Genomic DNA, 25,024 nt, shown 5'->3' with positions numbered 1-25,024 from the left:
CGTGTGATCAGGGGGTGTTGAGCGGATCCGCGGGATTGCTTCCCGCTACCCGCTCGTCGCCATCGAGGAACCCGTCGAGGTCGCGATCTATGCCGATGCGCCGGCCCGAGCCCGGAGGGGTGCAGGTATAGGTCAGCGCCCCCCCACCCGAGACGACAGCCGCACGGAGGGCCGCATCGGACAGGGAGGGGTGCGCCACCCGGTCGCTCGCGAATTGCCCATTGCGCAGGTAGAGGAAACCCACCTCCTTGCCGCCGACCCGGCCCTTGGCCACCAGATCGCACTCGCCGACGTTCGCACGCGCGACCAACAGATTGAGGCGGGGGGCCACCACGGTCGTATTGGTGACCGTGAGCGTCACCTGCTGGCCGACGATGGGCGCCAGGTTGCTGTCGAAGGCCAGCATGAAAAGCTCCATGTTCCGCTTGGCCTCGGTGCCCTCGGGCGTGAGCGGAATACCGGGCGTGTTGAAGATCGGGTGGAAGTCGAAGCCGCTGTTGAAGAGAAATAGCGTGGGGATGGCACCGTCGCTGTTGAAGCCGATGCCGCGAACCTGCTCCCCGAGGAAGGGATCGGCCTCGACCGAGCCGAAACCGAAGCCGGCGCCGAACATGCCGACCTTCTGGTACATATTGCGCAGGTGCGGGACCTTGGGGAACAGCGGCTCCGCGTCGAAGGACGAGCGGCCATCCGTCCCGAAGAAACCAGCGAAGAGGCCCTTCTCGGGATTGGCATGGGGATCCAACCGGTGGCAGGACTCGCACGGACCCTGGAAGAAGCTCGTGGTGTTGACGAAGAAGTCCTTCCCCGCCTGCTGCGCCGGCGTGAGTGAGTTGTCGAGGTTCCGGATCGGATTGGGCGGGTACATCACCTGGAGGATGAAGTCCGAGAACTTCTGCATCTCCGCGGGGGTGAGCTGCGTGTCGCGCCCGAGCAGGTCCATGAAGGCCGGGTTGAACTGCTTGAAAGCCGCGGCCTCGTCGTACGCACCGCTGTCCGGCTGAGCGCTCGGCGCGTCATTGGCGGCCGTCCGGTCACCTCGCCAGTGCATCGGGCCGTGGTTCGCCATCCCGCGCAGACTCTGGGTCGCCAGGGGCCCCTTCAGCGGATGGAAGCTCGTGTCCTGGCCGAAGGTGGGATCCGTGCCGAACTCCGGCAGCACCGGCACCACGGGGTTCAGGTTGGTCTTGACGGTGGCGTCCGGGTTGCCCAGGTCCCACGTCAGGCTGTCGAAGTCACCGAAGATGTGGCAGCTCGCGCAGGACGAGTCGCCGTGGCTCGAGCTCTTGCGCGCGTCGTAGAGGAACGGACGCCCCGCCACCACGCTGGGCGGCTCGGGGTTGTACATCGGCAGGTGGCCGATCTCCTGGCGCGTGGTGGTGTCGACGATGGAGATCGCGTTGTCGAAGCGCGTCAGCACGTACATGCGCCCGCAGGACTCGTCCAGCACCATCCCCGTCGGGCCACCGCCACTCAGGAGGATCTGGTTCGCCGTGCTCGGCACGAAGGTATCCGCCTCGAGCGCGGCCGTGGAGTAGACGCCGATCTTCGAGGAGCCGAACGCGGCCACGTACAGGGTGGAGCCGTTGGAGCTCACCGCCATGCCCATGGGCTGCGCGAGGCTCTTCTCGTTCTCCGGGTTGGGGATCGGCGCGCAGCAGGCGTTGTAGTTGATGTGCTTGTTGAGGTGCCGCGGGGCGACGCCCGAGGAGCTCAGCACGCTGATGCGGCTCTCGTGCAGGTGCCCGCGCAGGGAGCTGCCGGCGAACGTGCCCGGCCCCTCGAAGCGCAGATCGTTCCGGGCCTCGGTGTTGCTGACGTACACCTTCCCGCTGACCGGGTTGACGGCCATGTTGAACAGGATGGTGCCGACACCGGAGTAGACACCGGCCGGGCCCGCGAGCTGCGCCGGCGGGTTGGCGACGGCGTCGATGACGAACACGTCCTTGTCCGGCAGGGAGAACCGCACCTTGTCCGTCCACGGGCGGTTCAGCACGTCCACCCAGTCCTGGCCGTTGTACTTGACGATGACGGACACCTCGGTCCCCGGCACCCCCTCGAAGTTGGTGTTCGGTCCGGGGACGCCGCCCACCGCCTCGCCGCCATTGGGGACGAGGGACTCGTGGATGACGGAGGTGCGGTTGCCCGAGTGGAACGCGGCCGCGTAGACGCGCGAGCCGTCCGGCGTCACCGCGAGCGCGCGCGGGGTATCACTGAAGAGGCTGACGATCGTCAGGGGGGTGCCACCGAGCGAGGTGCCCAACACGTTGGCATCGAAGACCCAGACGTCGGCGCGGCCGATGCCCGGCGTGGTGAGCTTCGGATCGAAGGGCACGTTCTGGCCGCGGTGCGCGGCGGTGATGAAGGCGCGGCTCTTCCCGGGCCCGGCGAAGACGATGTCTCGCGGCTCGTCGCCGACGAGCAGGGTCCGCACCACGGCGCCGCCCGTCCCCAGGGCGTTGAGCCGCACGACGCTGACGCTGTCGGACAGGTGATTGACGACCCAGACCTCCTCGTCGCTCCGCGCCGCGACCGCGACGGGCTCGAGCCCCACGGGCACCGAGGCGCGGTGGGTGAGGCTTCCGGATTGGACCTGGAAGACCTCGAGGCGGTTGTCCGGCGTGTTGACGGCGTAGAGGAACCTGCCACTCGGCGAGAGTGCGAGAGGCCGGACCTGCCCGCTTTCAAAGAGGGTAAACGCCTCCGCGGACGCCGCACGGCCCGCCGCCAGGCCCGCCAACAGCATCGCGGCGAGGACGGCTCTCCAGATGTTCCGGCCAGACGCCGGGCTCCTGCTTCTCATGAACTCTCTCCAAGCGAGGTCGAACGCGTGCTCGCGTTTCCCAAGAAAACAGCCACACGCAAACATTGCATCTTCACGGTATAGATTGTAAATACTGGGGGCTTCTCGACAAAAGAAAGAGCCCATCCCCGAGAAGGCCGTCCGGAGTCAAGGTCCGGAACGACCCTCCAGGGAGGGCTCACCCTTTGCAACCGCAAGATGTCGTTCGACCGGAGGCTACCCGTTCTGCGGCGGCGTGCTCATCGCGGCCGCGGCGCGGCGCGCCATCTCCTTCGAGGAGACGTTCTCCTTGTGGGTCGCGAGCTGCCACTGATGACCGAAGGGATCGATGACCGTGCCGTAGCGGTCACCCCAGAACATGTCGGAGACGGGCATCGCGACCTTCGCCCCCGCGGCCACCGCCTGGTTGAACAGCGCATCCACGTCACGCGTGTAGATCAGCAGGCTCGACGAGGTGCCGCCCACGGACTCGGGCGACTTTGCCCCCATGTTGGGGAACTCGTCCCCGAGCATCACGATGGAATCGCCGATCTTGATCTCCGCGTGCAGGACCTTGCCGTCCGGTCCAGTCATCCGGTTCAGGTCCTTCGCACCGAACGCCTTCTTGTAGAACTCGATTGCCTGCGCCGCGCCGCGCACCACGAGGCTCGGCGTGATCACATGGTAGCCCTTCGGAATCGGCGGAACCTTCGCGCGGCGCTTCGCCGGCGCCTTGCTGGCCACCTTCTTCGCCACCTTCTTGGCCACCGTCCGAATCCGCTCCGCTGCCTTGCTGGTCTTCTTCGTCGCCATGGTTCACCCCTCTGAGGAGTTCGCGCCACAGCATGAGACCAATCCGGTCTCCCTTCAACATGAACCGCTCGGGTCCTACGGAACGAAACGGCCCCTCCCCCGGAGCCAGCAGGGCCGGGAGAGGGGGAACCGCGAGACGGCGAGGGCTCAGGCCGGGACGCTGTCCTTGTCGGCGCGCTCCCAGTGACGGTGCTTCGCGATGGCCGCGACGAACGTGGAGATGAAGGCGCCGCCGTCCGCGCCCGCCTCGGTCGTGACGACACCCGGAGCATTCACGGAAATCCCCGCGGCCCGGAGGAGCTCGAGCCCCTCCTTCGACGCCCCGAGCGCCTTGCAGTGACGGTAGGCCTCCTGGACGAAGTGCAGCGCGTCCCCATCCTTCTTCAGCACCGCCACGCTCGCCGCTCCCCCGGGGATGAAGACGGCGTCGTACTCGATGGACGCCGTCGTCGGGGCGCTCTTGTCGACCTCCACGGGCTGCCCCCCCGCCCCCTTTACCGTGCCGAGCCGCTTCGCGATGACCTTGACCTTCGCGCCCATCTTCTCGAGCGCCGTCCGCACGCTCGTGAGCTCGGCGGCATCGACCCCGTCCGCGACGAGCGCCGCGATGCGCCGCGTCTGGATGGACTCCTTCTTCAGGTTCTCGATGCTGAGGGCCGGCGACTTCTCCAGCTTCCCCTTCGGGGTGACGGACGCCTTGGGCACCGGCAGACCGAGCCCCTCGGCCACCCGCTTCACCAGCTCCCCGTCGATGTTCGCGAGGATCCGCTCGACGACACGCTGGCGGATCTCCTTTGTCTCCACCTTGCCCAGCTCGAAGAGGAGGGCCTCGATGAGGTGCTCCTGCTCGGGCTTGGAGAGGCTGCGGAAGAACAGCGTGGCCTGGCTGAAGTGGTCTCCGAAGGACTCGCTCCGCACGCGCGCCTTCTCTCCACCGACCTTCTCCGGGTGGTGCACGAACCCACCCTTGTTGCCAACGGAGAGCATCGGGCAGCCGCCTCCGAGCGAGTTCGGGTGGTAGTTGGCGCGGCCGGCGTTGATCGTCTGCCGGTGGAAGCCGTCCTGCTGGTGGTTGTGCACCGGCGCGAGCGGACGGTTGATGGGGATCTCCGCGAAGTTCGGCCCGCCGAGCCGGGTGAGCTGCGTGTCCAGGTAGGAGAAGAGCCGCGCCTGCATCAGCGGGTCATCGGTGAAGTCGATGCCCGGCACGACATTGGCGACGCAGAAGGCGACCTGCTCCGTCTCGGCGAAGAAGTTCGTCGGGTTGCGGTTGAGCGTGAGCTTGCCGATGCGGCGCACCGGCACGAGCTCCTCCGGGACGATCTTCGTCGGATCCAGCAGCTCGATCCCGAGCTTGTCCACGTCCGACTCCTCGATGATCTGCACCCCGAGCTCGTACTCGGGGAAGTCACCCTGCTCGATGGCCTCCCACAGGTCGCGCCGGTGATAGTCGGGGTCCTTGCCCGCGAGCTTCTGGGATTCGTCCCAGACGAGCGAGGCCACGCCCAGCAGAGGCTTCCAGTGGAACTTGACGAAGCGCGACACGCCCTGGGCGTTCACGAGCCGGAAGGTGTGGACGCCGAAGCCCTCCATCATGCGGTAGCTGCGAGGCAGCGCACGATCGGACATGGCCCACATGATCATGTGCGCCGACTCGGGCATGAGCGAAACGAAGTCCCAGAAGGAGTCGTGCGCGGAGGCGGCCTGGGGCATCTCGTGGTGCGGCTCGGGCTTCACCGCGTGGACCACATCCGGGAACTTGATGCCGTCCTGGATGAAGAAGACGGGGATGTTGTTGCCCACCAGGTCGAAGTTGCCCTCCTCCGTGTAGAACTTCACGGCGAAGCCGCGCACGTCCCGCACCGTGTCCGCCGACCCGCGCGAGCCGGCCACCGTGGAGAAGCGCACGAAGACGGGCGTCTTCAGCGAGGGCTCCTGGAGGAAGCGCGCCTTCGTGTACTCGGCCATCGACTCGTACACCTGGAAGTAGCCGTGCGCGGCCGAGCCTCGCGCATGGACGACCCGCTCGGGGATGCGCTCGTGATCGAAGCGCGTCAGCTTCTCGCGGAAGTGGAAGTCCTCCAGCAGCGTGGGGCCCCGTGCGCCCACGCGAAGGGAATCATCGGTGTTCTCGATGCCGATGCCCTGGTCCGTCGTCATCCGGCGGCCGGTCGGGTCCGCTCGATTCCTCTCGAGTGCTTCCACCTTGCTGTTCTCATCGATGCTCACAGACTCCTGATCGTTCCTGGCCAACGCACCACCTCCGTGAGCCGCTCCACATATTCACGGCGGGTGTATTGGCGAGGGCTCGACTGCCCCCGTGTCGGCCCTTCGTGAGCAATGGCGAACGAAGCGGCCCGCGGTGGGCCGCGACCCCATTCCTTTTGGTCCACTAGAAGAAACAGGCGCGGTGGAGGGAGCGCCTCACCCGCCCGAGCCGCGCGCGAGCACCGTCGCCCGGCCGATCCGCTCCACTACGGAGAAGCCGTGCCGCTCCAGCTCGGGCACCGCCAGACTCCGGAACGTCACCACCCGGTTGTAGGTGGGGTCTTTCATCGCGGCCTGGAAGTTCGCGTCCCCGGGCCGGTCCGCGGTCAGCCAGGGAATGTCCTTGCCGATGTAGAAGTAGCCCCCCGCGCCCCACACGCTCTCGTTGGGCACCTCGTTGATGTAGAGGAGGCCCCGGGTGTCCGGCGAGCGCGTGGCGCGAACGATGGCCTGGAAGTGGTCCTTCTTCCGCGGAGGCTCGAGCCGCAACGGCGTCGCCAGTGACAGGACCAGGGCCCCCAGCGCGGCGGCCGCGCGGACCTGGATGAGCCGGAGCGACACGAACAGCTCCACCGTGGCCGGCGCGGTCCCCACCACCCAGAGCACCGTGGCCGGGTAGAGGAAGCGATCCTCCTTGTGCGCCGTGGCACTGATGGCCACCAGGTAGAGCGCAGCGCTCCCCAGGAATGGCAGGGCGCTCCGGTGGCGGCGGAGCACCCCCCACAGGCCGAACCAGCTCCAGAGCGGGAGCACCTTCAACCAGATGGGGACGTAATAGCCGGGAGGCTCGGCGCCGAACTTTTCCGCCGCCTGCCCGGAGAAGACATTGAACGTGGTGTAGGCCCAGAGGGAGTGGAGCGGCCTGCCCCAGGTGAGCCAGTCGAGCAGCGCCAGGCCCAGGGCCACTCCCGCGCCCCCCATCACCCAGCCGCCGAGGACACGCCATTGGCGTCCCGCCAGCAGCCAGCCCAGGCTGGCGATGACGAAGACCATCGAGCCATACCGGGAGACGACCGCCAGGCCCAGCAGCGCCCCGGCCACCATGCCCCGGCGCAGCCGGCGCTCCGGCGATTCCCCCTCCTCGGAAGAGGCGATCCGCTCGAAGGCCAGCACCAGGAAGGCGGCGGAGAAGGACTCGCTGAGTGTCCGCCCCGCGTACTCCAGCACCGGGCGGTAGAGGGCGACCAGCGCGGTGGCCAGCCAGGCCCCGTACACGGGCAAGCTCCGCCGAGACCACCGCTCCACGGCGGCCAACGCCGCCAGGTGCAGCGCGTACTGGGGCAGCTCCAGCACCGCCCGGTACCCCAGGGGATGCTCGATGCCCAGCACCCGGCAGAGCCGCAGCAGCCAGGAGAACAGCCCGGGGATGGCCCAGTTGCGGATGCCCTCCTTCCACTCCCAGGACATCACTCCGTAGCCATGGGCGCGGTACCAGGCGGGCTCCAGCACCTGGTACACCTCGTCCGGGTGGATGCGCCCGAGCTGCGCTACCGCCAGGATGCTGGGGATCGCCGCCAGCGTGCACAGCACCAGCCAACGCCGGGTCTGCGCGCCAGAGCCGGCAGGGGATATCGAGACAGCCGCAAGTCGGGATCCGGAGTCCACGGGGGCGTGATCATAGTCCGGATACCGGGGCAACGAAGAAGACATGGGCGCTCGGCTCGCGCCCCTGCCTGCCACCCTGCGCTGCGTGGGACGCCCGCTCTCCGGACGACGGTTTTTCTGGGGGGTCCAGCCGTGTTAGGCAGTCGTTTCCCCCCCTTCAGGTGCTTCTGCATGACCCCCACCATCGAGCGGTTCATCGCGCAGTTGAGAGTCGAGATTCAGGCGCTCGGCGCACAAGGTGGAGTCCTCTCCCCGTCCATCTATGACACGGCGCAGGTGCTGCGATACGCCCCGCCTCAGGATCCCCGGCCAGCCATCGACTGGCTGCTGCGGCAACAGCGGCCGGACGGGGGTTGGGCACCCGAAGTGCTGCCCCTGGCGAGGCACATTCCGACGCTCGCGGCTGTACTGGCGCTGCGCCAGTCCGGAGGAGACAGCCCGGAGATCCGGCGGGCGGTGGAACGTGGCATCGCGTTCTTCCGGGACCATGCGGGCGAGTGGGCCTTCGAGGGCGCCCTGCCGGACGACATCCCCGTCGCCGCCGAGCTCACCCTGCCCCGGCTCCTGGGCGAGGCCGCCGAGGCGGGCATCGATCTGCCGCAAAAGCCCTTCCAGACGGTGCGCGCGCTGGGAGACCGGCGGCGGGGGCTGATCGCCCGCATGAAGCCCCGGAAGGCCACCGCGCCCATCCATGGCTGGGAGTCATGGGGCACCGCGCCGGACCTCGCGGTGCTGGACGAATCGGGCGGAGTCGGCAACAGCCCGGCGGCCACCGCGTATTGGGTGCACCTGCACAAGGCGGCCTTCCCAGACCGCTCCGAGGAGCGCCAGGGCGCGGAGCGTTTCCTCCGGGAGTCCGCCGAAGCCAGCGGGGCTGGAATCCCCGGGGTCGTCCCAACGGTCTGGCCCATCCACCACTTCGAGCAGTCCTGGTGCCTCTATGCCCTGTTCATCACAGGGCTGTTGAACCATCCGGACCTCCAGGACGTCGTCCGGCCCCAGCTCGAGGACCTGCGCCAGGCGTTGCGGCCCAAGGAGGGCTACGGCATGAGCGCTCACTTCGTGTGTGATGGAGATCTCACCTCCACCAGCATCGTCACCCTGAAGGGAGCGGGATACCAGATGGATGGGAACCAGCTCTCGCGCTACCAGCTCGCGGATGGGCAGTTCATCACCTACGAGTACGAGCTGCAGCCCTCCGTGACGACGACCGCCCATGGAGTGATGGCGTTGGCGGAGCTCGGCAAGGACGTGAAGGGGCTGGTCAACTGGCTCCTGGAGAAGCAGGGCGGCGATGGACGGTGGATGGTGGACAAGTGGCACATCTCCTGGCTGTACACCACCTCCCAGGTGGTGCTCGCGCTCATCCGGGCCGGCGCCACGGGAGCCCTGCAGACCGCGGTGAAAGCCCTGCTGGAGACCCAGCGCAAGGATGGTGGCTGGGGCGTGGCCCAGGTGTCCACGCTCTCGGAGACGTCCTACGCCGTCCAGGCCCTGCTCGGATTGCGGACACACGCCGACTTCGGCGCCCTGGTGAGACCCGCCCTGCAGCGGGCCGCCAGATGGATGCTGGCACAGAAGGAGGACGTCCCCCCGGAGCAGCGCGAGCATTACTGGATTGGTAAGGAGCTGTATCGCCCCTACCGGCTGGATCGCATCTTCGAGCTCAGCGCCATGCTCGCACTGGAGCTCAACCGGGACGACCTCTCTCGCTGAGCCAGCCAATGCGAATGCCCCTCGAAGCCATCATCTTCGATCACGACGGCGTCCTGGCCGACCTGAACTATCGGAAGGCGGCGGCATTCTTCAGCCAGCTGCTGCCCCTGTCGCTCGGAGGCATCGTCCAGGAGTGGAACCGGTGGGTGCAGGAGAGTCAGAAACACCTGCGGCCGGGGGCCCTGCGCTGGGATGATTTCTGGGACGACCTGAGCGTTCGCTTGAAGCTCTCGCCCGAGGTGCTGCGGGAGCTCAAGTCTTTCCGCTACCTCGACCTCTTCCAAGCCTTCCCGGATGCACGGCCCGCCCTGCTGGAGGCACGGCACCGGGGCCTGCGCGTCGCCGTGCTGTCCAACACGCCGCTCGTCGACCTGCAGGAACCCCTGACGCACATGGGGCTGGACGACCTGGTGGACGTCATCTGCAACCCACAGGCGACAGGCGCGACCAAGCCGGCTCCGGAGGCCTACCAGCGCGTCCTGGAGATGCTCGGGTTGGAGGCGTCGCGCTGCCTGTTCCTCGATGACGAGAAGGCCAACGTCTCGGGCGCGGAGCTCCTCGGCATGAGGGCCTGGCATGTGGAGCGCCAGCGCCCGGCGCACGACCTGGAGCGCAACGTCGTCCGCGACCTGTCCGCGCTGCCCGACATCCTGGCGCGGAACGGCTGAGCCCCCCTCACGAGCGGGGCGGGGGCACCTCATCCAGGTTCTGCCAGCCGTAGCGGCTGACGATGCCGGAGACCTGCTCCGCCACACCCCGGACCCGGGAGAGCACGTCGTCCGAGGTCCGCAGCTGGTGCATGGCCTGATCCATGCCCTTCGACAGATCGCTGACGGCCTGGAAGATCTGCGCGATGCCCACGTCCTGCTGACCCACGGCGGCGGTGATCTGCCGCACCGAGGTGGCGTTTTCCCGGACGATGTTGGAGATCTGCTGCACCTGGGTACTGAAGTCGCGGATCTGCCCGAGGCTCACCTCCACGCGCTCGGAGCCTCGCTCCATGAGCGACACGGCGGAAAGAATGGCGTTGCCGATGTCCTCGAGGATCTCGCTGATGTCCCGGGTGGCCTTGATGGACTGATCGGCCAGGGTGCGGATCTCCCGCGCCACCACTCCGAAGCCCTTGCCGGCGTCCCCGGAGCGCACCGACTCGATGGCGGCGTTGAGCGCGAGCATGTTGGAGCGGTCGGCCAGGCCCTTCACCAGCGTGGTGATGTGAGCGATCTGCCGGGCACGCTCGTCGAGGGCCCGGATGCTCGTGGCCATCTCCCGGACCTGCGTACCAATCTGCTGAATGCCCGTCAGACCCTGCTGGAGGGCACTCTCGCCCTGGACACTGATCTCGTTGGCTCGCTCGGTGAGCTGGAGGACGTTTTCCGCCTTCTGCGACGCGAGCACCGAGGTGTGCTTGATCTCCTGGGCCGTGACCTGGGTCTCCTGCAGGGCGGCGGCCTGGTGCGTCAGCACCTCGGTCTGCTTGACGGTCGAGTCCCCGAGCTGCTCGGCGCAGTCACGCAGCGACTGCGCGGACGACTGCAACGAGAAGGAGAACGCCTTGAGCTGCTCGAAGATGCGGGCCGTGGTCGCCGAGAGGACCCCCACCTCGTCGGTGGAGATCCAATCCGGGAGCTGGGGCTTGCCGTGCACCAGGTTCTCCATGGCGCGCTGAACGCTCTCCGTGCCCTCCTTCTGCTGCTGGGCCAGATTCCAGGCCGCGAGCGCGGCGGAGACGAGCAGGAAGGCCCCCACCAGCGCCACCGGCAGGATGGAGCCCTCGGTGAGCATCTGGATGGACTCACGCACAAAGACGATCGTCTGCTCCGGGCTCACCCCGCCCTGGAGGAGCCGGTCCATCAGGAACTCGTGGGCCACATAGGCCTGCCTGCCGATGATGGAGGCCGTCGCCACCAGCGTGCAGGCCACGAAGAGGGCGAAGGCGTAGGGGAGGTACCACGACTGACGGGGCCACAAGAACCCACTGCTCACCTGGGAGACCCGGCCCGACGCCTTATGGAAGTCCGCGATGGCATAGGGGCGAAGGATCTTCTCGAAGGCGACCCGCTGCTGGAGCATCAGCAGCGACACCAACAGACCCAGGGCCACCACGGCCCAGGGGATGATCCAGGCGCTCTTGCCATGGAGGACGACCGCGGCGGACGTGAAGATGACCGCCGCGGACACGGTGTTGAGGATGATCCCCGCGCTGATGATGCCGGGAACCTTCAGGAGCCGTGTCATCCGGTGTTCCGGAGCCTCGCCGGGGGACAGCGACAGCCCGTACCGGACCGCCAGCCGGATGATGAGGTACGGAGAAATGCACCCGATGACGAGGGCCAGGGGCGGCACGATCGTCCGCGTAATGGACGTGGCCTCGTCCCCCTGGAGCCCGCTGATGAGCACCATCAGGTACACCAACGGGGGTGCCCCGAAGAGGGTGTAGAGTTGCTGCGTCAGGAAGATCCGGCGCGTGAGCGGGCCGGGTTCGTAGGACAGGGCGGGCGGGCTTGCGGACACGGCCTTAGCATACGAGGCTCCGCCATCCCGTGAACAGAGACTGGCTCGATTTGGCGGAGGTGAACTGTCCGCCAGTCAGGTATTGGTGGAAATCAACCATCAGGGCGCAGCCGTCCGAGCAGGCGCTCCCCTCTGGTGGACCCACGGGAAACGGCGGGAATCGAGAAAGGTTAGGCTGGCTCCCCGCATGCGCTCCGCACGCTCCTGCCTCCCGCTCCTGCTCGCCGTCCTGCTGCCCCTGGGCGCGAGCGCCTTCTCCGTCCCCGCCCATGAGGCCATGACCCGGGCCTCCATCGACGCCGCGCTCGAAGCGGGCGCTCCGTCCGCGCTCGCGGCCCACCGCGAGGCCGTAGTGGAGGGCAGCCGGGCCGAGGACCTGAACCTCTTCGTCAAGTGGACCGGCTATCATCACTTCTTCCACCCGGGCGTGTCGCTCGACTCCGCCATCCGCAAGGACTCCGGTGTCCGTGTGCGCGTCCTGTGGCGGGAGGCCGAGGAGGCCGCGAGCAACGGAGACCTGGCGCGGGCCTTCGATCGCGTCGGCCACCTGGTGCACCACATCCAGGACATGGGCGTCCCGATGCACGTGGTGCCGGTGATGCACGGACTCACGGATCGCTTCGAGCAGCATGAGCCGAAGGTGGGTTCGGCCGCCCCCGGAAGGCAGCTCGCCCCGCTCTCCGGCGAGGAGGCCCAGCTCGCGCTGGCCCGGGAGACACTGGAGGTGGTGCGCACGGGCACGCTACCCGTGGAGGGGGGAGCCATCCCCTGGAGCGCGTTCTGGGCCGAGCCCACGCCCCACAAGCCGGGGGCGTTCGGCGGCTATGGCGTGGTGGGCAACGCCTTCGACTCGACGGAGGTGCGCTGGCAGGGGCGGACGTGGAAGGTGGACCCCTCGGCGTACGAGGACTTCGTGAACGCGCGAGTCGGCTCCGCCGAGGCCTACTCCCGCGCCTTCCTCCTCTGGGCCACGGCGCGGCTCACCGCGCTGGCGGAGGCTCGGAATCAGCAGGCCGCGAAGCCGGGCTGGAAGCCCTCCCCTGCCCTCGCCCTGGAGCTCCTGGGAGGAGCCGTCACCTCGCTCCGCGCCACGACTCCGGTGGCGGGCGCTCGAGCCCTGTTCCCCCTTCCCTGGGCAATGGGGCTCTCGGCCAGCTACGCGCGGGCCCTGGGCAATCCGCTCCTGGGTGGAACCGGCATCTGGTCCCTGGCGCTGCTCTCTCCGCCCCTGCTGACGGCGCGGCTCGGCCAGTCGGGCGGGCTCGACCTGCGCGCCACGGCGGGCGCGGGCCTGTTCGCCCTGAACCGGACGCTCCATCCGGAGCTGCCGGTCGGCCTGCGTCTCCACGCGCAGCTCAACCGAAAGGTCTCCCTGAGCGCGGAGGCGCAGTACCGGGCCTTCGCGCCCGCGGTGTCACCCTGGTCCCGGGGTGTCACCTTCACGGTGGGAACCGGCTTCACCTGGGGCGACCACTAGGTCGTGGTCATGGCGGCGTGGATGGCGCCGTAGAACACGTCCCGCAGCGCGTTGTAGTCCGAGGAGACGTTGACCAGGTCCTTGCGGATGTCGAGGTTCAGCTCGAGCTGCAGGCCGCCCGCGCCACTGGAGCTCCTGTTGACCGGGTTGTCCTGCGCCGTCCCCCGCCACTGCGAGCACGTCGTGCCCGAGGGCGCGGTGGCCGCGTTGACGGCGTTGATGGAGTAGCGCGTGAAGCGGCTCTTGTTGGCGTTGATGGAGTCGATGAACGCCTGCACCTGGGCCGCGTTGCGCCCGCCGACGCAGATGGTGCCCCGCGGATAGGTGTCCTCGCTGAAGCCGTGGATGGCCACCGCATTCGGGTACCTGCCCACGAGGTCGTGGAGGGTGGGCTCGTTGAAGTTGATGGCGGTGATGTGCAGCCTGCCGAAGTTGGACAGCCCATTGAGGCAGGACGAACGGCCGTGGCCGGCGAAGTTGTACCAGTTCCAGGAGTTCTGGTCGGCGACGGTGCGGGCGATGGTACTCGTGTGCAGCTCGATGTTGCCGCCGTGGAACGACATGACGGTGACATCGCTGCCGCGGTCCACCGTGGAGAAGTCGTAGTCGTAACTCACGCCCTGTAGGCAGTTCGGATCGGTCTTCAGATCGACGGTGCAGTTCTCGTAGCAGTCGAACGAGTCGGCATGGGCCAGCGTGGCGATTCCCAGGGAGCCCACGGTCAGCGCCGCGATGAACGATTGGTTGCGCATGTCCTTCCCTCTTCATGATGCAAGCGGCGCGGGCGCGCGCCGCCTGTGTTGGAGTGATGACCCTCTCCCGTGCCTCTGAGCACTCCTCGTGCCAACGGGTGACGTGTCTCCGGACCAGCGCACCCCTCTCGAAAAGGCCCCATCCCCCGGCAAGGTTTGCCTCCCGCGGGCAAGACCTGCTCGCGGCTCTTGCCCGCCAACGCTGGCGCGCCTACGGGCTGAGGAATGGCGCGTCAGGCCCGGCAGGATGCCCCGAGCAATCCAAGGAAGACACGAGGGTTTCGTCTCTAGGACAGTGAAACCGGGAGCTGCTTGGGCCCGCGCATGAGGAAGCCCGTGCGCCACTTCAGCGACTCCGCCGGCTTCGACAGGCGCAGGCGGGGGAACCGGTTCACCAGCGTCTGGATGGCGATCTGCCCTTCCAGCCGCGCGAGCGGCGCCCCCAGGCAGTAGTGGATCCCCATCCCGAAGGACAGGTGCTTGTTGGGCTCGCGGCTCAGGTCGAGCGTGTCCGGATTCTGGAATTGGCGCTCGTCACGGTTCGCGGAGGCGATGACGGCGAAGACCAGGTCCCCCTTCGGAATCGTCACCCCACCCACGGAGATGTCCTCGCGCGCGAAGCGCTCGGTGGAGATCTCCACCGGACTCGCGTAGCGCAGGAGCTCCTCGACCGCCGGCTCGATGAGCTCGGGGTTCTTCCTCAGCCGATCCAACTGCTCGGGGTGCTGGAGGAGCGCGAGCGTGCCACCGGCGATCAGGTTCACCGTGGTCTCGTGCCCGGCCACCAGCAGGAGGAACACCATGCTGACCAGCTCGTCCGGCGTCAGCTTGTCGCCCGCCTCCTCCGCCTGGATGAGGGCCGTGAGCAGATCATCTCCCGGGGACGAGCGCCGCTGCGCGACGAGCTTTCGCAGGTAGCGGGTGAACATCAGGATGCTCGGGACGGAGAGCAGCACGTCCCGCATGTTCGTGTTGGAGATGAGCCGGTTGGACCAGCGCTGGAACTTCCGGTAGTCGCCCGAGGGGACCCCCAGCATCTCGGCGATGATGGTCACCGGCACCAGCAGCGCGTACTCCGAGACGAGCTCCATGGAGCCCTTGCGTTGGGCCGCATCCAGCAGCCCATCCGACAGGCTCTGGACGCGAGAGCGCAGCCGTTCGATCAACCGGGGCGTGAAGGCCTTGTGCACGAGCGCGCGGAGCCGGGTGTGATCCGGAGGATCCCTGCTCAACATGTTCTGGGAGATCGGCTCGAAGAGCTTCACGAACCAGGGCATCCGGGCCCGCTGCTCCGGCGTCATGCTTCCGATGCGATCCTTGCTGAGGCTCGCGTGCTTCAACACCTGGTTGACGTCTTCGTAACGGGTCACCAGCCAGCCCACCTCGTTGGCGGGGCCCATGATGCGGAAGACGGGCGCCTCCTCGCGCAGGCGCGCGTAGAAAGGAAACGGATTGGCCTTGAAGCGCTGCGAACCGAAATCGGGCTGCGTGAGGGTCTGCATGGAGGTCCTCTCACCAGGATGGTCTAACACGATCCGGGAGGATTTGTTTTCCCGATCTGGAGAGGAATGCTTGGATGCCGCGCCAGACCTGATCCAAGGGAGGGAGAACACATGACGAAGCAGAGGATCGTTCGCGCGGCGGTTTCCGGGGCCGTGCTGTGGCTGGCGGGCTGGGGTGGAGCCGCCGGGGCCGCCGAGGTGTCGGCCAGCCCCCATCGGCCGCGGACGCTCGATGACGCGCTGCTCGAGGTGAACACCACCGTGCCCGACTTCGGTGGCATGTATTACGACGAGAAGGGCCGGCTGGTGGTGCGCCTGGTGCACGCCTCCGCGGCCCCCGCCGCCAGGCTCGCCATCGCGAAGGTGTTCGGGCAGGAGAAGATTCCGGCGGAGGGGCTGGTGACGGAGCCGGCCACCCGCACCTTCGCCCAGCTCAAGGCGCTGCACGAGCGCCTCACCCCTGGCGTGCTGTCCGTGGCCGGTGCGGTCGTCACGGACGTCGATGAGAAGACGAACCGCGTCGCCATCGGCATCGAGAGCGCCGAGGCGCGCGCTCGCGTCGAGAAGGTCCTCGAGCGCCTGGAGGTGGACCGCGACGCCGTCGACATCATCGAGGTGGGCCGCATCCTCCCCACCAATGTCCAGGGCGGGTGGCGGCCCATCAACGGCGGCAACCAGATCGAGACGCCGGGCAAGTACTGCACCCTCGGCTTCACCGCGTTCCAGGGCAACGTCCTGGGCTTCGTGAGCAACTCGCACTGCACGCAGACGCAGGGCGGTGTCGAATACACGCCGGCCTACCAGGCCGTCTACCCCGACCTGGCCGGCACGGAGATCACCGACCCGGTCTACACGAGTGGCGGAACCTGCCCCGCGGGCCGCATCTGCCGCTACAGCGACAGCGCCTTCTTCAGCGCCAGCGTCCCCGTCAACCCGCTGGTGGCGTACACGCCGGGCCCCTTCAACCTGTCCATCTCCTCCTGGCTGGAGGTGCCGGGCAAGGTGCTCTACCCCTCGCAGGGACAGACCGTCTACAAGACGGGCCGGACCTCGGGCACCACCAGCGGCACCATCCAGTGGGCGTGCGCCACCATCAACTCGGGTGGCGGCCCGCACACCTACTTCTGCAACTACATCGCCACCAACACCACGCAGAACGGTGCCGGCGGTGACAGCGGCTCGCCGGTCTACTTCCTGTCCGGCAACACCGCGACGTTGACGGGCATCATGTGGGGCGCGGGCTCCGATCCCTGGCACTTCGCCTTCTCCCCGCTGGGCTCCGTGCAGAACGAGCTGGGCATCGTCCCCTACTGCCAGGGCAACGTGGGCTGCTGACGCACCTGGCGCCCGGGCCTCATGGTTGATCTCCTCCCCCACGAGCGAATGGAGGGTTCCGGCCAGCCGGGGCCCCACCTGGGGCATATAGTCCCACGCGCATGCAACAGGGTCCGAGCCTCGATGCCTTCGTCCTCCTCAAGCGCCTGGCCATGGGCGCCATGTCCGAGGTGTTCCTCGCGGAGGTGAGGGGCGTGGTGGGGCCAGACCGGCTGGTGGCGCTCAAGCGGATGCGCCCGGAAGTGGCGGGAGAGGAGGCCTGGGTGCGGCAGTTCCTGGATGAGGCTCACCTCTCCACCCTGCTCAATCATCCGTTCCTGGCGCGTCTGCGCACCTATGGCCAGCAGGACGGCCTGCTGTTCCTCGTGTTCGAGTACGTGCACGGGCTCACCCTGGCGCAGCTCCTGGAGGCGCGCCGCACCGCGGGGCTGGGGCCGCTGCCCTGGGCCCACGCGGCACGCATCGCCACGTACCTGTCCGAATGTCTGGGCTACCTGCACGCCCTGCGGGGCCGGGAGGGACAGCCGCTGGGACTCGTCCACCGCGACATCCACCCTGGCAACATCATGATCGCCGACACCGGAGCGGTGAAGCTGCTCGACTTCGGCATCGCGCGCAGGGCCGGACGGCTGACGGAGACGCAGCCCGGCCGGGTCAAGGCCCGCCTGGAGTACGCCGCGCCGGAGCAGCTTCGCGAGGCGCCGCTGGATGGCCAGACGGATGTCCATGGACTGGCACTGACACTCTACGAGCTGCTCTCGGGAGTGCAGCCCCTGCGGCGGGACAACCCGGTGCGGACAATGGAGGCGGTGATGAAGGAGGTGCCTCGCGGACTCGGCGCGGTACGGCCCGCCGTGCCCGAGGCGATTCAGCGGAGCGTGACAGCGGCCCTCTCCAAGCAGCCCGCGCAGCGCCCTTCGCTAATGGAGCTCCGGAGCTCGCTCGACCAGGCCCTGCGCGCTGGCCCCGTGGTGGGTCTGCCCGAGCTGGCCGAGCTGGTGGCGCCCTGGCTCCCCGGCTCCGGGCGCCTGCCCTGGAGCCAGGATCGCGCACGACGGGAGGCCCCCACCGTCACCCACACCGCGGACCTGTCCCACCCGCCTCGGAACACGAAGGGCTGACGCTCAGTCTCCCGCCTTCAGCCCGTAGCGGTTGAGCAGTCCGTGGACGTGGCTGCGCGCCAGCCCCGCCGTCCGTGCCACTTCCGAGATGTTGTTGCCACACCGCGCCAGCAGCGCCGTCAGGTACTCGCGGGTGAAGGCCTCCACCATGCGCTCCTTGGCCTCCTTGAAGGTCAGGGCGCTCAGATCCTCGGTCGCGGAAACAGTGCTGCTCACCGGCCGCGCCGCATCCGGCAGCTCCACGTCCCCCGCCGCGAGGACGCGGTGCACGAAGTTGCGCAGCTCCCGCACGTTGCCCGGCCAGTCGTAGCCGACCAGCCGCTGCACCAGCGCCTCCGTGAACGGGAAGTCCGGCTGTCCCGCCTGCTCGAAGAGGTGGCGCGCCAGCAGTGGAATGTCTTCCGGACGCTCGCGCAGCGCGGGAACCCGTACCGGCACCACCGCCAGCCGGTAGTAGAGATCCGCCCGGAAGCGCCCCGCGGCCACCTCCGCCTTCAGGTCCCGGTGCGTGGCCGCCACCACGCGCACGTCCACCTCCCGCGCGGCGTTGTCACCCACCCGGCGCACCGTGCCCGACTCCAGCACCCGGAGCAGCTTCGGCTGGAGCTCCAGGGGAAGCTCACCCACCTCGTCGAGGAAGACGGTGCCGCCATGCGCCTGCACCAGGTGCCCCTGCCGGTCCGCGTGCGCACCCGTGAAGGCGCCCTTCGCGTGCCCGAACAGCTCGCTCTCGATGAGCGAGGGCACCACCGCCCCGCAGTCCACGATGACGAAGGGATTGGCGCTCCGGGGAGAGGCCTGATGGAGCGCCTCGGCCAGCAGTTCCTTGCCGGTGCCCGTCTCTCCCAGCAACAGCACGGAGAAGGAGGTGCGCGCGGTCCGCTCCAGCACGCCGAAGAGGCGCTGCATCGCGGGGCTCCGTCCCAGCGCGCGTCCGAAGGCGGTGCGCGGCGCGGGCTCGGCGCCCTCCTCGGATGGCTCGGGCATGACGAGCAGCGTCGTCTTGCCGAGCGTGAAGCGGGCCTCGCTGGCCACGGTGACCTCGTGGATGCGCACCCCCAGGGACCAGGTGCCATTGCGCGAGCCCACGTCGCGAACTCGCACGCCCTCCGGCCGGGCTTGCAGCTCCAGGTGGACCCGCGACACCGTCGGGTCGCTCAGCCGCAGACCGCCCTCCACCTGGGTGCCCACCAGCAATGTCCCTTCGAGGGGGAAGTCCTGTCGCGCGTCCGGTCCCGTCTCCACCACCACGCGGAAACGAGGACCGCGCGCCACTGGCCGCCCCTCCGTCAGGGCACCGGGAGACAACGGTTCGGTGGAGGAAACACCCATGAGGTATGGCAAAATACGGCCGCCCATGGCTCCCCACAAGCACCCCTCCTCGTGCGCCACCTGCGGGCTGCCTGTCCCCTTCGAGGGGGCCTCCTGCACGGAGTGCACGGCCATCACGCAGCACGCCGGTGAGGCGGGGTGGCGACCCCCTCGCATGCCAGTGCGGCCGCCCCTGACTCCAGGTGAGGTCCTGGAAGGCAAGTGGCGGCTGGAGGAGCTGCTGGGCGCCGGAGGCATGGGCCAGGTGTACCGGGCCCGGGACCTCACGCTCGAGCGCACCGTGGCCGTCAAGCTGCTTCACGATGCGCTGTGCGAGGACCCGGAGAGCGTGGCGCGCTTCGAACGGGAAGCACGGGCGATGGCACGGCTGGAGCACCCGAACATCACCCCCATCTACGCGGTCGGCCAGCAGGACGGGCGTCCGTTCATCGTGATGAAGCACCTGGAGGGGATGTCCCTTTCGCGCTACCTGGGCTCGGTGCCCGGACCCCTGCCCGTGGCGGAAGTGCTCGCCCTGGCGCGGCAGCTCTGCGCCGGGCTGGACTTCATCCACCAGCGCGGCTGCGTCCACCGCGACATCAAGCCGGGCAACATCTTCCTCTCGCCCGGAGGGCACGCCACGCTGCTCGACTTCGGCATCCTCTGGGAGTACCGCGGCGAGGAGGCCACAAGGAGCGGCTCGCGTCTCGGCACGCCCAGCTACATGGCGCCGGAGCAGGCCCGCGGCGAGCCCGTCGACGCGCGTGCGGACCTGTTCTCCCTGGGGCTGGTGTTGCTGGAGATGTTGACGGGCCTGCCGCCGGCGAGCACCTGCAGGCTCCTCGGCGAGGGGCCACGGGATGCGGCGCAGGCGCTCCGTGCCCAGGCGCCGTGGCTCTCGCCCCCACTGGCGGAGGCGCTCGTCCGAGCCACCGCGTCGAACCCGGAGCAGCGCCACGAGGGAGCACTCGCGTTGCTCGCGGCCCTGGAGAAGGCGGAGTCCGCGCCCTCCACGCCGGAGCCCACGCCCGCGCCGGTTCCAGCGAGGCCCGGGAAACGAGTACGGCTCATCCCATTCCTGGCGCTGCTGGGCGTCGCGAGCGTGGGAGCGCTCCTCTTCGGAATGCGTGAGACTCGGAGCACGGGGGAGGCCCAGGCGGCGGCCAGCACCGCGCCAGCCTCCGCCACTCCGCGCCCACCTCCGGAAGCGCCCCCTGCTCGAGCCTCCACGCCCTCCCCTGCCCCTCCCAGCACCGAGGCCGCCATGGCGCCCGCGCCGGTGGTGGCGCCAGCCTCCGAGACACCGGCCTCCGCCACGACGACATCCCGCCGGGCCAGAGCGCAGGCCTCGCTCGCGTCATCCACCGTGGGAAGCAACTCCCGGCAGCGCGCCAGGACGGGTCAGGGGGAGCTGCGCGTGGTGACCGTGCATGCGGGCAAGACGGTCTGGGCCAACGTCAGCGTGGACGGCAAGCACCACGGCGCCACCCCGGTGTCCCTGAACCTGCCCGAAGGGCGGCACTCCGTGCGAGTGGAACGCGGCGGCTTCGCCACGGAGGAACGCCAGATCGAGGTTTCTCCCGGAAAGAAAGCAGTGGTACGCATCGAACTCCACGAATGAGCGCTCCCCTGTTGGTGATGTCGCTGCTCCTCCCGTCCGCTGCGCCCGTCGAGGAGCACCGCGAGCTGGATGCGGCGCTCCAGGCCCTGTCCGAAGGAGACTTCGAGTCCGCGCTCTCCCGTGTGGAAGCGGGTTTGAAACGAATCCGTGACGAAACCCACATCGCGCGGCTGCACCTGGTGCAGGGCGAGGTGTACGCGGCGCTGCGCCAGTACTCCAAGATGGAGGCCGCCTTCGCCCGGGCGCTCGAGTCGGACCCGGACGTGCGCCTGGACCCGGAGCGTGTGCAGCCCACCGTGGTGACGCTCTTCGAGAGCCTGCGCGAGCGGCTCCAGGGTGAGCTGGCCATTGATGTCGAGCCCTCCGGAGCGGAGCTGCGTCTCGATGGACGGCCCCTCGGACAGGCACCGTGGCGGGGCCCGGTCCCCATCGGAACACACACGTTGGAAGTGGGCCCGGGGAAGACCGCGCTCCAGGTCAAGGTGCGGCCCGGCCGGACGGAACAGGTGCGCGTCGTCCTTCCACCCACCGCCCCGGAGGGGACGCCCTTCTCCGGACTCGCGTTCAGCGCCCAGATCCGGGCCGCGGTGGGCCTGTCTCCGCTGTCCGGCGTGGGAGTGGAAGCAGGCGCGCGGCTGGCGGGGACGTATGTCTATGGCGAGCTCAACGCCACCGCGGGACGCCAGTTCGGAGCCTCCGCACGCCTGGGAGCCCAGGCTCCGGAGCTCGTGGGTCCGCTGACGTTCTTCCTCTCGCTCGATGCGTACGCCCTGGGAGGGCCGGCCCTGTTCGGCGCTGGGCTGTCCACCGGAGCAAGCCTCCCCCTCTCCACGCGGCTCGCCCTCTTCGCGGAGCTGAGCGGACGCTGGCTCCCGGCGAGCGCCTCGTACGGGAACACCCACCTGCTGGGCCTCGCCGGATTGCGCTTCACGCCGGGCGGGTAGCGAAGACGAAGGCCCCGGCCCCCTCCCACCTCCTCGGATGAGGAGTAGGAGCAGGACCAGGGCCTGGGTCGGTCAAGCCATGCGCCGGTCAGCTCAGAAGAGCTGCTGGTAGCGCGCGGCCGAGTTGGGCATGCGGGTGAGGTTGCCCGGATAGAGGATCCAGCGGCGGTTGTCCCTGTCCACGTTGAAGAGGATCTCGTAGAGGAACTTGCCAGCGCCAGTGCCACCGTTGACCTTGAAGAAGTTGTGCATCTGCTCGATGAACACGGTGGAGTCACCGTTGTCCGCGTTGCCAGACCACTCGGAGATGGCCAGCGGCAGTCCCACGCTCCTGGCGAACTCGAGGTGCTTCGCCAGCCCCTTGGGAGCGCCATAGCCGTCGGTCTGCTGGATGGAGTTGTTCCAATCCGTGACGGTCGCGACGTAGGGGTACTGGTTGTAGTAGTCGACGCTCATCACATCGACGTAGGCGGCACCGGGGAAGGTCTTCCGCCAGTCGATGCCCGAGCTCACGGACTCACGGTTGACGCAGAAGACCAGCTTGGCGGCCGGGAAGACCTCCTTCTGCAGCGCGCGGTAGCGCTTCCAGGCGGTGATGAAGGACGTCGCGTCGCTCGCGGTGACCTTCCAGGGGTACCAGTTGCCGTTCATCTCATGGGCGAAGCGGATGTAGACCGTGCCCGGGCGGCTGCCCCACTTGGTCTTCAGCGTGGTGAGCGACTGGCGCCAACGCGAATCGTAGGCGCCGGACGCCGCCGCGGCCCAGGACTCGCCCGCGTCGAAGGCACCCACCGCGATGTCGATGTTCTTCTGCCAGCTGCCGTACTCCCCGCTGGGATCGAGCTGCCAGAAGTTCGCGGCATTCAGGTTGTTGTCGGACCAGGATCCGGCAATCGCCACCGGGGTGCCGCGCCACGTCGCGAAGGTGCCCGAGGGGACGCCGTAACCCGAGGCTCCGGAGAGCCAGGGGCCGGAGGTCCCGGTGTCGCCAGTCGTGGACACCGTGAAGGCGATACCCGAGCCATCACGCCAGACGCTCGAGGTGTCTTCCCAGGTCGGATAGAGTTCCCAGGTGCCCACCGGATCGGTCGAGGCGATGACGCGGGTCGCCGTGAGGGTCACGCTCTCGCCCGGCTGCAGGGTGCGGCCGGTGATGCGCGGCTCCAGGTTGTAGAAGGGGCCGCCCGCGTGCGTGCCACCGGGGGCGCGCGAGGTGAGCACGATGTTCTTCGTGGCCACCGCGGTGGTGCCGTTGTTCTTGTAGGTCACGCTCGCGGTCAGGGTCTGACCGCGCGTCAGCGAGACATCCGTCGCCGAGACCGACTGGGTGATGGTCAGCGCCCCGGAGGTCTCCACGAGCGCGGACGTATCAACCGCGTAGTCCTCCGCGCCCTCCAGGGGCCCACCGCAAGCCGTGGAGAGAGCGAGCATCGCGGCGGTGACGAGCCCGGTGAGAAAACCGCGAGAGAAGGGGTTGGTGCGTGTTGCCGATCGAGTCATGGGAAAGCGTTCCAGAAGAGGTTTGATGACTACGGCCGGCCCCAAGAGCAACTGTCGTGCCTGGCCTGTTCTTCTGGGGTGGCGCGGATTCCCTCTCTCTGGGACGAGTACGGACCGGCCTCTCCCGGGAGCGACACCTGTTCACTCGACAGGACAGTTCCCGTTCACTCGACAGGACAGGTGGGCGCTCCGGGGCGCCAAGACCGGCGTCGAAGCCAGGGTCCCAGGAGGAGCGGCAGAGCCACGAGGGCGCCTGGGGCCGAGGTGCAGCCCAGGTCCGTCGTCCAGGGTCCCGCCGGGTCCTCGTCCGGGTCTCCATCGGGAGCCCCGCCGCCCACCACCTCGAGCGTCGCGGGGAGGAAGTCCGGGTGCGAGGCCGCCAACATCGCCGTTCCTCCCGTGCCGCCGGGGCGGAAGTACACCCGCCGCTCGGAGGCGCCCGTGGGGAGGAGCATTCCGGGCACGGGAGACTTGCAGGCCTCATCCGAATGGAAGCCGCCCGCCCCCGCCGTCACGGCCAGGGCCACCTCCGTCTCGTACGGCGCGGGCGCGGGCGCCCCGGTGGCGGAGCTCCGCAGGGACACCTCCAGGGGGATGCACCCCGAGGACGTGGCCGCATCCACCGGCCACCGGAGCACCAGCCGGCTCGCCATGGGCGTGGCGCTCACCCGCACATCATCGAAGTCGAGGGTACCGGTGAAGGTCCGCGAGTCCGCCCACGGCTCGCCCATCACGACCCTTTTCATCACGTAGGACGGGTCGGTCCAGTCGCGCCCGGAGACCCCCGTCCCCTGTTCGACGCCGTCCACCCACAGCCTGGCCTCTCCGGAGCGGGTGCCCAATCCACTGGCACTGAACTCCACCAGGTGCCACCGATCCGCCTCCACCCGCGAACCAAAGAAACTGACGTAGGTCCGGCTCGCCCCGGTCATCACCGCCAGTTCCCAGACGGGGCCTGCCGACTGGCTCCGGAGCCGCAGCTCCACCTGCACCGGCAGAGCCTGCAGGGCCACGAGGCTCCCGGGCGTGCTCACGTCTCGCAGGCGCATCCACGCCCGGACGAAGAACTCCGAGGACAGGGGGGCGCGCTCGTCACTGCTGACGCTCGCCTCGGAGTCTGGGGTGCTGGCGTTGGTGCGATCGACCACGGTGAGCCCGTACTGTCCCCGGTGGGCCCCCACCGCCCCGTTGGAGAGCGCGTTGGGGCTGCTGGCTCCGACCACACTCCACCGGCCCGCGGGTATTTCGCTCGCGCGCAGCGTCCCCGTCTCGAAGTCATCCGAGAACCAGTCGTTGGAGGCCGCGACTCCCGTCAGGGGATGGAGAAGCACGCAACACCCCAGCACCCTGCCCCACCACGACGGTCTGAGCCAACCCTCGAGCATCCGCCGCACTCTAGCAGTATCGGCGGGCCCCACGCGGGCCGCTTCAGAACCAGGCCAGGAGCGGAAGGCGGAGGCTGAAGAGTCCCCCACCCGACGGGGAGAGCGAGAACCCGAAGCTCGGCCCACGCATCAGCAGCCCGAGAATCGCCATCCCGAGGCTCGCGGCAACCACCTTGCGGCCCGTGACGAGCGAGTGCAGGAAGGAGGTCTCGTAGTTGACGCCCACGTAGCGGATGGCGAAGAGCAGCCCGATGGGCAGGACGGGGAAGCCGTTGACGGTGAACCAGACGGTGGAGAAGGCAAGCAGTTGGAAGAAGGTCGCACGGCTCAGGTGGAAGCGGTCGTCGTAGACGGTGTCCATGAGGATCCTCTGGGTAA

18 protein-coding genes are annotated in these 25,024 nt (G+C 68.6%); 7 read left to right on the top strand and 11 right to left on the bottom strand.

Features of this window, described 5'->3' with window-relative positions:
• Positions 1–7 precede the first annotated feature (7 nt).
• The 4 genes from NR810_RS37435 to NR810_RS37420 all read right to left on the bottom strand — a co-directional run bounded on the left by NR810_RS37435 (position 8) and on the right by NR810_RS37420 (position 7,393).
• Entirely contained in the window at positions 8–2,803 is a 2,796-nt protein-coding gene (locus tag NR810_RS37435) for a YncE family protein (RefSeq protein WP_257459606.1), read from the bottom strand.
• Between the two features lie 216 nt (positions 2,804–3,019).
• Positions 3,020–3,595 carry a VOC family protein gene (locus tag NR810_RS37430; protein ID WP_257459605.1) on the bottom strand — a complete coding sequence of 192 codons (576 nt, stop codon included), beginning with the start codon at positions 3,593–3,595 and terminating at the stop codon, positions 3,020–3,022.
• A gap of 147 nt (positions 3,596–3,742) precedes the next feature.
• Positions 3,743–5,824: a catalase gene (locus tag NR810_RS37425; RefSeq protein WP_257459604.1), complete on the bottom strand. Its 2,082-nt coding sequence runs from the start codon at positions 5,822–5,824 to the stop codon at positions 3,743–3,745.
• A 195-nt stretch (positions 5,825–6,019) separates the two neighbouring features.
• Positions 6,020–7,393 carry a glycosyltransferase family protein gene (locus NR810_RS37420; RefSeq protein ID WP_257459602.1) on the bottom strand — a complete coding sequence of 458 codons (1,374 nt, stop codon included), beginning with the start codon at positions 7,391–7,393 and terminating at the stop codon, positions 6,020–6,022.
• Positions 7,394–7,639: 246 nt separating this feature from the next.
• Here NR810_RS37420 and NR810_RS37415 point away from each other — a divergent pair, with 246 nt between their 5' ends.
• Entirely contained in the window at positions 7,640–9,184 is a 1,545-nt protein-coding gene (locus tag NR810_RS37415; RefSeq protein WP_257459601.1) for a prenyltransferase/squalene oxidase repeat-containing protein, read from the top strand.
• An 8-nt stretch (positions 9,185–9,192) separates the two neighbouring features.
• Positions 9,193–9,852 (top strand): HAD family hydrolase, encoded by a 660-nt coding sequence (locus NR810_RS37410; RefSeq protein WP_257459600.1) that lies wholly within the window; start codon positions 9,193–9,195, stop codon positions 9,850–9,852.
• Positions 9,853–9,859: 7 nt separating this feature from the next.
• Here NR810_RS37410 and NR810_RS52660 read toward each other — a convergent pair whose 3' ends face one another.
• Complete coding sequence (locus NR810_RS52660) at positions 9,860–11,698, bottom strand: methyl-accepting chemotaxis protein (RefSeq protein WP_257459597.1); 1,839 nt, start codon at positions 11,696–11,698, stop codon at positions 9,860–9,862.
• Between the two features lie 187 nt (positions 11,699–11,885).
• Here NR810_RS52660 and NR810_RS37400 point away from each other — a divergent pair, with 187 nt between their 5' ends.
• Positions 11,886–13,175: a phospholipase C/P1 nuclease family protein gene (locus tag NR810_RS37400; protein WP_257459595.1), complete on the top strand. Its 1,290-nt coding sequence runs from the start codon at positions 11,886–11,888 to the stop codon at positions 13,173–13,175.
• Here the strand turns inward: NR810_RS37400 and NR810_RS37395 are convergent.
• Positions 13,172–13,927, bottom strand: a complete 756-nt coding sequence (locus NR810_RS37395; RefSeq protein WP_257459593.1) for a poly-gamma-glutamate hydrolase family protein — start codon at positions 13,925–13,927, stop codon at positions 13,172–13,174. The genes NR810_RS37400 and NR810_RS37395 overlap by 4 nt on opposite strands.
• Before the next feature lie 287 nt (positions 13,928–14,214).
• The gene (locus tag NR810_RS37390) at positions 14,215–15,429 is read right to left on the bottom strand and encodes a cytochrome P450 family protein (protein ID WP_257459592.1); all 1,215 of its coding nucleotides are present in this window, start codon (positions 15,427–15,429) and stop codon (positions 14,215–14,217) included.
• A 111-nt stretch (positions 15,430–15,540) separates the two neighbouring features.
• On the opposite strand from NR810_RS37390, the gene NR810_RS37385 reads away from it, so the two are divergent.
• Together NR810_RS37385 and NR810_RS37380 are read left to right on the top strand one after the other, a co-directional pair.
• Positions 15,541–16,764, top strand: a complete 1,224-nt coding sequence (locus tag NR810_RS37385) for a S1 family peptidase (RefSeq protein WP_257459591.1) — start codon at positions 15,541–15,543, stop codon at positions 16,762–16,764.
• A gap of 101 nt (positions 16,765–16,865) precedes the next feature.
• Entirely contained in the window at positions 16,866–17,885 is a 1,020-nt protein-coding gene (locus tag NR810_RS37380; protein ID WP_257459590.1) for a serine/threonine-protein kinase, read from the top strand.
• A 3-nt stretch (positions 17,886–17,888) separates the two neighbouring features.
• Here the strand turns inward: NR810_RS37380 and NR810_RS37375 are convergent, their stop codons facing one another.
• Positions 17,889–19,160: a sigma 54-interacting transcriptional regulator gene (locus NR810_RS37375; RefSeq protein WP_257459589.1), complete on the bottom strand. Its 1,272-nt coding sequence runs from the start codon at positions 19,158–19,160 to the stop codon at positions 17,889–17,891.
• Positions 19,161–19,242: 82 nt separating this feature from the next.
• Between NR810_RS37375 and NR810_RS52330 the strand changes: the two genes are divergently transcribed.
• Together NR810_RS52330 and NR810_RS37360 are read left to right on the top strand one after the other, a co-directional pair.
• Entirely contained in the window at positions 19,243–20,817 is a 1,575-nt protein-coding gene (locus tag NR810_RS52330; protein WP_306818844.1) for a serine/threonine-protein kinase, read from the top strand.
• On the top strand, positions 20,814–21,761 hold the full coding sequence (locus NR810_RS37360; protein ID WP_257459588.1) for a PEGA domain-containing protein: 948 nt from the start codon (positions 20,814–20,816) through the stop codon (positions 21,759–21,761). The genes NR810_RS52330 and NR810_RS37360 overlap by 4 nt, the downstream gene beginning before the upstream one ends.
• A 93-nt stretch (positions 21,762–21,854) precedes the next feature.
• Here the strand turns inward: NR810_RS37360 and NR810_RS37355 are convergent, their stop codons facing one another.
• The 3 genes from NR810_RS37355 to NR810_RS37345 all read right to left on the bottom strand — a co-directional run bounded on the left by NR810_RS37355 (position 21,855) and on the right by NR810_RS37345 (position 25,007).
• Complete coding sequence (locus NR810_RS37355; protein ID WP_257459587.1) at positions 21,855–23,261, bottom strand: glycoside hydrolase family 26 protein; 1,407 nt, start codon at positions 23,259–23,261, stop codon at positions 21,855–21,857.
• Positions 23,262–23,425: 164 nt separating this feature from the next.
• The gene (locus NR810_RS37350) at positions 23,426–24,592 is read right to left on the bottom strand and encodes a LamG-like jellyroll fold domain-containing protein (protein ID WP_257459586.1); all 1,167 of its coding nucleotides are present in this window, start codon (positions 24,590–24,592) and stop codon (positions 23,426–23,428) included.
• A 97-nt stretch (positions 24,593–24,689) separates the two neighbouring features.
• Positions 24,690–25,007, bottom strand: coding sequence for a hypothetical protein (locus tag NR810_RS37345; protein ID WP_257459583.1), 318 nt, complete (start codon positions 25,005–25,007; stop codon positions 24,690–24,692).
• Between the last annotated feature and the right edge of the window lie 17 nt (positions 25,008–25,024).

It is taken from the genome of Archangium lipolyticum, assembly GCF_024623785.1.
Lineage (GTDB): Bacteria > Myxococcota > Myxococcia > Myxococcales > Myxococcaceae > Archangium > Archangium lipolyticum.
This window is presented reverse-complemented; position numbering and strand designations above follow the sequence as displayed.

Coding starts and splice junctions, on each gene's coding strand:
- NR810_RS37435 (WP_257459606.1), bottom strand. CDS start 2,803: ATGAGAAGCAGGAGCCCGGCGTCTGGCCGGAACATCTGGAGAGCCGTC.
- NR810_RS37430 (WP_257459605.1), bottom strand. CDS start 3,595: ATGGCGACGAAGAAGACCAGCAAGGCAGCGGAGCGGATTCGGACGGTG.
- NR810_RS37415 (WP_257459601.1), top strand. CDS start 7,640: ATGACCCCCACCATCGAGCGGTTCATCGCGCAGTTGAGAGTCGAGATT.
- NR810_RS37410 (WP_257459600.1), top strand. CDS start 9,193: ATGCGAATGCCCCTCGAAGCCATCATCTTCGATCACGACGGCGTCCTG.
- NR810_RS37400 (WP_257459595.1), top strand. CDS start 11,886: ATGCGCTCCGCACGCTCCTGCCTCCCGCTCCTGCTCGCCGTCCTGCTG.
- NR810_RS37395 (WP_257459593.1), bottom strand. CDS start 13,927: ATGCGCAACCAATCGTTCATCGCGGCGCTGACCGTGGGCTCCCTGGGA.
- NR810_RS37390 (WP_257459592.1), bottom strand. CDS start 15,429: ATGCAGACCCTCACGCAGCCCGATTTCGGTTCGCAGCGCTTCAAGGCC.
- NR810_RS37385 (WP_257459591.1), top strand. CDS start 15,541: ATGACGAAGCAGAGGATCGTTCGCGCGGCGGTTTCCGGGGCCGTGCTG.
- NR810_RS37380 (WP_257459590.1), top strand. CDS start 16,866: ATGCAACAGGGTCCGAGCCTCGATGCCTTCGTCCTCCTCAAGCGCCTG.
- NR810_RS52330 (WP_306818844.1), top strand. CDS start 19,243: ATGGCTCCCCACAAGCACCCCTCCTCGTGCGCCACCTGCGGGCTGCCT.
- NR810_RS37360 (WP_257459588.1), top strand. CDS start 20,814: ATGAGCGCTCCCCTGTTGGTGATGTCGCTGCTCCTCCCGTCCGCTGCG.
- NR810_RS37355 (WP_257459587.1), bottom strand. CDS start 23,261: ATGACTCGATCGGCAACACGCACCAACCCCTTCTCTCGCGGTTTTCTC.
- NR810_RS37345 (WP_257459583.1), bottom strand. CDS start 25,007: ATGGACACCGTCTACGACGACCGCTTCCACCTGAGCCGTGCGACCTTC.